We start from the raw sequence: 6,620 nt of genomic DNA on the forward strand, positions 1-6,620 counted from the left end.
CCCTCGATGGCACCAAGGGCGTGCTGAAGGCCGCCGGTCGCAAGCTCAAGACAGAACGCGCCCGCATGGCTGCCTGATCGGGCGCCGGGAGCAATCCCGGCGCCTTGACATCACGCCTTTGGGGCGGGTGGAAAACAGATTGGCGACGGCGCCATGGCAGTATTTGCCGCGCAATCGATCATTGGCTGTGCTCGTGGCAGCCGCGAGGTTCGCGGTGGGTTCGAGTCGTTTGCGGCACCGAACAGGTCGTTGGCGCAGCCAGTCAGAGATGCCGCGCAGAGTATTGCCGTCACCACTGCTGCGAGGCGGCTTCGTTTCACCTTCAACTCCAGATCGGGCTTTGGGAGATTGCTGCAAAACGCCGTGCCCCGTGTGAGGCACGGCGCTCAGACATCATTGCTCGTTTATGTAATACCGGTCATCGCCATGGCGTGGCCGCCGACTGTCGTAGCAGTCGGGGTGCCGGTACCGGTCAGGTCCGCGCGAGCAGTCGACCGGCTCGGCAAATGGCGGGCGGGGCGGGCGGGGCGGACGTGGTGGCATGGGTGGCACTGGTGGGCGCGGGTGATAGCGCGGGTAGTCCCCACCATGGCGCGGCGGATAGCGCGTGTCGTCCCAGCGCGGCGGGCCATAACTATCGTCCATGCAGCCCGCGAGAGCCGCCGCACATAGGGTCACAGCCAAGGCAATCAATCGATTTCGATTCACATGATACTCCAGTCGCATTCAGTGACCGGAGCGCTGTGGGCGCCAATGATTACCGCGGCATTACGCGGTGGTGCTTATGTAATTTGCTATGCAAAAAGGCCCGGCTGTGACACCGGGCCTCTTTCGATGGGATGATTTCAGGTTAGTCGATCAGAGCAGCTGGCTCAGGCTCATGGCGACAGACATGTCGCCCTCAACCTTGATCTTGCCGGTCATGAACGCCATCGTCGGGTTGAGATCGCCTGCGATCAGCGACTCGAGATCGTCGAGCGACAGCTTGATGGTGCAATCGGCCGGTGCGTCGGTTGTCGAAAGCGTTGCGCCGTCGATGACGATGACGCCGTCGCTGCCGGTGTCGAACTTGATCGAGCGGTCGAAGCCGGAGCTCTCTACCTTCGCCTTGATCTTGTCTGCGACTGCCTGAATGCTCATGGCTCTCTCCTGGTCTTTTCCTGAAAGGCGCTGCGCGCCCGGCCTCCCTGGACCAATCCGGACAAAGCCGGCCCGCGTCACAGGTCTGTATTGCCTATAGCGGTCAATTGACGTTTACGTCAACGTTGAATTAGCGCCGCGAACTGGCGACTACGGCAGCCCGAATGGGCTGCCAGCCGTTTCAGTGTGCCGTAGCAGGGGTCGTTTCAGGCTTGGCGGATTCTGTAGCAGCGGCGTCCGCGGCTGAGGAGCGCTTGCGGACCGCGTTGTCGCGGACATCGTCGGGGGTCAGGAAATCGATCTGCTCGACCATCACTTCGTGCACCAGCTTGGAACCGATGCGTGCATTGATGCTGTCACGGATACCGTTTCGAAAAGCATCGAGGTCGAGCTTGTCGTATTGGGTGAAGTCGATCTGCGGGTTGCCGTAGAGATAAGAATAGACCTGATCGACAAGCAGTGCGTCCATCGGCACCGACATCTTGGCGACTTCCTTGGGCTCGACGGTGTAGACGAGGCGCGTGAGGAAATAACCATGCACGCGCTCGCCACCGAGCAGCGGCACCGAGATCACGTCGGTCTTGACGTAGTCGAGGCCGCCAAGCATCGGCTGCTTTGTATCATCTGCCGGCAGGTTGGCGGCGGCCTGGAACGAATAGAAGACCGCGCCGAGGGTCACGACGACAATCCATAGCGCCGCCGCGATGAACTTGATCACCGGGCCCATCCGAATTCGTTGGCCGAATAGGTGCCGTCCGCTTCGGAGCGCTGGATGGCGTCGCGGAGCAGGGCGGCGACTTCGCTGACCGCGCTGAGATGGGCGAGGATGGCGCGCTCATTGGCGACCAGCTTGTCGCGCAGGCGCTCGACGCCGACCTTGAGCTCGCTTGGGAACTCGCCTTCGACCAGGCCCTTGGTGGCGCGGGTCAGTTCATAGAGATAGCGGCTCTTGCGTGCGTTCGACGCCTTGATGTCAAAATGGACGTCGGTGCGGATCGCGGTGGTTTCTTCCTCGACTGCATCTTCGATGCGGCTGATGATGGTCGCGACATTGCCTGGCCGGGCGGTGGTATCGGCGAGATCGGCAACTGCCGGAAGGTTAGCCCTGTATTCGGAGAGATCCGACATATCTTATCCTCTACGATTGGTGTCAGTGACGGAGGCGGCTTTGTCGCTTCCAAGCGACTGGACCATCTTCCGCTGCATTTCCTGGATGAGCGCAGTCGCTTGGCTCGTTTGTTCGTTGAGCGCGGCTTGATCGGGGCCGCCGGAGACGCCGCTTACCGGCACCGCCTTTTCGTTCTGGATGTAGTGGTCGCGCATCACGGCTTTGGCGATGCCGATGCCGCCGGCCTCAGCCGTCTGGTTGGCGAGGTGTTCCGCCATCATAGACTTCCACATGTCGCCGGCCATACCCTTGCCGTACACGCTCTCGGTGTTCTTCGGCATCATGTTTTCGATGAAGGTTTGCAGCACCATAGCCTCGAACTTCTTCATCGAAGCGTCGGGCGATGCCTTGTCGGGCTGGCGCGAGATGCCGCCGGTAACGCTGGCCTCGGTGAGCGAGAAGGTTCCGGCGGGACCCGCCGTACGGTTGGCGAGTGCCGTGCGCGCGGCCTGGATGCCGGCTGGATCGACAGCCTTGGCAACGTCCAGAACGATGTCGCTGGGTGGGGAGATGGCCAAAGCTGGCTCGCCTTTCCGGGGTTTGTGTTACCACTGATTGTGGCGGGTCAAGCTTGTGGCAACCTTACTTGTCGTCATTGGGCTTTCTTTCAATGATCTCGAGCCGTTCGCGGTCAGCACTGTCGCGCTCGTCCTGGCGCCGCACATCGCGATAGGCGCGCTCGACCATGTTGGTGCGGGCAGTGGCCGTGGCGATTTTTCCGACCTCGACATTGGCAAGGCCGAGATTGAGCTGCTGCCTGTCGATCGCCGCCGAGATGCGCCGGTGATAAAGTTCCGGAAACAGCTGCGATATGCCCTCGGTGCTGTCGAAGCTTCGCGCCAGCGCTGTCACCTCGGTTTCGGCGGCGATCGCCTGGGCGACAAAGCCGGCATGGCGCGTCTCATGTAGCGCCTTGAGCTGCTCCTGCACCACGACCAGTTTCTTCAGGCGATCCCTGCGCGAAGCCATGGCTATCTCCCCACAGTGATGTCGACGAAACCGTCGGCAAACAGGCTGAGCATGGTCGTAATACCGAAATACATCAGGATCAGCCCGCCAGCGACGACGAAGGGCAGCGAGATGAAGTAGACCGGGATCTGCGGGGTCAGCTTGTTGACGAAGCCGATCGTCAGGTTGACCAGGATCGCATAGGCGATGAACGGACTGCCGAGCCTGAGCACCACCATGAAGCTTTCGGACAACGTGTCGGTGACATCGACCAGGGCGGCCTGTGGATTGAAGAACATGTTGACCGGCGCGACCTGGTAGGAGGCAACCAGCGCGCGGATGATCTCGTGGTGGAAATTGAAGGCGAAGAGCAGGATCAGTGCCGCGATCGAAATGATCGAGGCAAGCGGGGCCTGCGGCTCGTTTTCTTCGATGGCATGGCCGCCGACGCCGCCGAAACCGACGAGCATGGCGATGGCCGAGCCCATGAACATGAGCGCCAGTATGTAGAGCCTGGCCATCAGGCCGATGAGGCCGCCGATCAGAAGTTCGGACGCGATCATCGGCATCAGCACGCCGGGGCGCGGATCGACGAAGGGAAATATCTGGTCCCACAGATGAGCCAAAAGCCCGCCGGTGGCGGCGACCGCGACGAACAGCCTGACATGCATGGGCACGCGCACGCTCGAAATGCCGGGCATCAGCATGAAGCAACTGCCGATGCGGCAAAAAGCGAGGAACCCCGCAAGGACGAAGCCCTGCGCTGCAGCATTCATGAGACGGTACCGAGCACGCGCAGTTCGACGCCCTTGGCGATCTCGACATGGCTGAGCACCGGCAGTGTCGGGAACAGTCGTTCGATGATCATGCGGACATAGGGCCGGGCGTCGGGTGCTGTGACGATGACGAAACGCTCGCCGGTCTCGAGATGCGTGCGGATCGCCTTGGATGCATCCTGGCCGAATTCCTCGAGCTGGCGCGGGTCGATGTCGAACTCGCGTATGTCGCCCTTGGCGTCGCGCTTGAGGCTCTGGTGGAAGGCGAGGTCCCAGCGGTTGCCGAGACGCAGCACCTTGAGCACGCCGCCCTCGCTCAGATCGCCGCAGATCTGCTGCGCCATGCGGATGCGGACATGCTCGACGATCTGCTCGGTGCGGCGGACATGCGGCGAGATTTCGGCGATGGCCTCGATGATGAGGTGGAGATTGCGGATCGACACGCGCTCTGCAAGCAGCAGCTTGAGCGCCGCCTGCAGGCCCGGATAGGTGATGTGCGAGGTGCAGATCTCGTCGGCGAGCTTGCGGTATTCGGGGTCCTGGCGTTCGAGCAGCGCCTTCATGTCCTTGTAGGACAAAAGCTGCGGCAGGTTGTTGCGGATCACTTCGGAGAGATGGGTGAGCAGCACCGACATGTTGTCGGCGAAGGTGAACTGTTCGCGCTTCAGATCTTCGGAGAAGGAATCAAGCACCGAAAATGCGCGCATGCCGAAGGCCGGCTCGCGGACTTCCTCGCCTGGAATGTCGGGCAGATCGCGGGAGCCGAGCAGCACCATGATCTCGCCGACACGCATCTGGTATTCGGCGACGACGGTGCCATGGATCTTGATCTGATAGCTCTTGGGCGGGATCGAGAAGTCGTCGGTCATCCGCACTTCGGGAACGACGAAGCCGTATTGGGTGGCGAACTTCTTGCGCATCTTTGACATGCGGAAGGCGAGTTCCTGATGGGTGGCGAGCAGGCGGGTTGATAGCTGCTTGCCGATCAGGAGTTCGATCTCGGCGGTGGCGAGCGATGCCTTGACCGAGTTTTTTTCCTCTTCGACCTTGTCGGCTGCGACCTGCTCCTTTTCGGCGTCGGCTTCGGCGACACGGCGGTTGTGCCGCATCGGGATGACATAACCGAGTGCTGCCATGCAGGCGGCAAGCGAAATGAACGGGAACATCGGCAGGCCCGGCATCAAGGCGAGCAGCAAAAGCAGGCCGGCCGCGACGTAGAGCGCGCGCGGATATGCCCCAAGCTGGCCAAACACCGCCTGGTTGGTCGAGCCACGGGTGCCGCCCTTGGAGACGAGCAGGCCGGCGGCGAGCGAGACGATGAGCGCGGGGATCTGGGTGACCAGGCCGTCGCCGACCGACAGCTTGATGAACACGTCGGCTGCTTCGCCCATGCCCATGTCGTGGCGGAAATAGCCGATGGCGATACCGCCGACGATGTTGATGGCGGTGATCAACAGGCCAGCGATAGCGTCGCCGCGGACGAATTTCGACGCACCGTCCATCGAGCCGAAGAAGGAGCTTTCTTCTTCCAGTTCACGGCGGCGCAGCTGAGCTGTCTTGTCGTCGATCATGCCGGCGGAAAGATCGGCGTCGATCGACATCTGCTTGCCGGGAATGGCGTCGAGGGTGAAACGCGCGCCAACCTCCGCGATACGCGTCGCGCCCTTGGTGATGACGATGAAATTGACCACGATGAGGATCAAGAACACGATCAGGCCGATGACGAAATCTCCCGACATGACGAGGTTCGAGAAGCCCGAAATGACGTAGCCGGCGGCATGCGTGCCTTCGTTGCCATGCGACAGGATCATGCGTGTGGTGGCAATGTTGAGCGACAGCCGCAGCATCGTGGCGATCAGGAGGATCGTTGGGAATGACGAGAAATCGAGCGGGCGCTGGATCCACAATGCGACCATCAGGATCAGCACCGAAATCGCGATGGAGAAGGCGAGGCCGATATCGATCAGGAAAGCCGGGATCGGCAGGAACAGCACCGCCAGGATGATGACGATGCCGATGGCGAAGAAGACGTCGCGTCCGCTCTTGTTCGCCGTGCCTTCGCCCGAAATGGTTTCGCTGATCGCCATTGATGCTTCCGATCGAATCCCGCCGCGAGCCAATGCCACGACGCATCGACCCTATTGCGCCAAGCTTGCGCGAGGGTGGGAGCTTTCCCTCGCCCCTTTTACGGGGAGAGGGTGGCCCGAAGGGCCGGGTGAGGGGCAGGGCAGACCTTTGCGAGTTCGCGCCGCCCCTCATCCGCCTGCCGGCACCTTCTCCCCGTAAACGGGGCGAAGGAGCCAAGCTTATTCACCGCCACGCCCCGTTTCCGGTCTGGCCATTGTCAAAGAGCACTCCCTTGCAGGAGGTAGTTCGGGAAGCGGGGCGCGAGGCCGTGCCTTCCGATAATGATTTTATGGCGCGACGTTCGCGCCCCGCCCGGTGTTCTTGCCCCGCTCAGTCGCCTCGGCTTTCACCGCCAGCCGCCGCAAGGCCCGGGCTTGGGGGCTCATCACCCAGCAGGAGAACCGACCTCCTGCCAGCCCGGCACCGGCGCTTCCCCCCGAGCCCGGTGCGCACCGGGGTCC

The 6,620-nt window shown here is 62.0% G+C and carries 7 protein-coding genes; all 7 read right to left on the minus strand.

Annotation, left to right across the window (positions count from 1 at the left end; all coding sequences use genetic code 11):
• Positions 1-858: 858 nt before the first annotated feature.
• The 7 genes from AC1DWF_RS28905 to flhA all read right to left on the minus strand — a co-directional run bounded on the left by AC1DWF_RS28905 (position 859) and on the right by flhA (position 6,119).
• Positions 859-1,197 (minus strand): SCP2 sterol-binding domain-containing protein, encoded by a 339-nt coding sequence (locus tag AC1DWF_RS28905; RefSeq protein WP_476788252.1) that lies wholly within the window; start codon positions 1,195-1,197, stop codon positions 859-861.
• Positions 1,198-1,321: 124 nt separating this feature from the next.
• Entirely contained in the window at positions 1,322-1,867 is a 546-nt protein-coding gene (locus AC1DWF_RS28910; protein WP_476783198.1) for a hypothetical protein, read from the minus strand.
• On the minus strand, positions 1,855-2,268 hold the full coding sequence (locus tag AC1DWF_RS28915; RefSeq protein WP_476783199.1) for a hypothetical protein: 414 nt from the start codon (positions 2,266-2,268) through the stop codon (positions 1,855-1,857). Before AC1DWF_RS28915 ends, AC1DWF_RS28910 begins: the two co-directional genes overlap by 13 nt.
• A 3-nt stretch (positions 2,269-2,271) precedes the next feature.
• The gene (locus tag AC1DWF_RS28920) at positions 2,272-2,826 is read right to left on the minus strand and encodes a rod-binding protein (RefSeq protein ID WP_476788223.1); all 555 of its coding nucleotides are present in this window, start codon (positions 2,824-2,826) and stop codon (positions 2,272-2,274) included.
• Between the two features lie 64 nt (positions 2,827-2,890).
• On the minus strand, positions 2,891-3,277 hold the full coding sequence (locus AC1DWF_RS28925; RefSeq protein ID WP_476783201.1) for a hypothetical protein: 387 nt from the start codon (positions 3,275-3,277) through the stop codon (positions 2,891-2,893).
• 2 nt (positions 3,278-3,279) lie between these two features.
• The gene (fliR, locus tag AC1DWF_RS28930) at positions 3,280-4,032 is read right to left on the minus strand and encodes a flagellar biosynthetic protein FliR (RefSeq protein ID WP_476783202.1); all 753 of its coding nucleotides are present in this window, start codon (positions 4,030-4,032) and stop codon (positions 3,280-3,282) included.
• A complete protein-coding gene (gene flhA, locus AC1DWF_RS28935) occupies positions 4,029-6,119 on the minus strand; it encodes a flagellar biosynthesis protein FlhA (RefSeq protein ID WP_476783203.1) in 2,091 nt (696 codons plus the stop codon). Before flhA ends, fliR begins: the two co-directional genes overlap by 4 nt.
• Positions 6,120-6,620: the final 501 nt, after the last annotated feature.

The sequence above is a fragment of the Aminobacter sp. P4_D5 genome, from assembly GCF_056401815.1.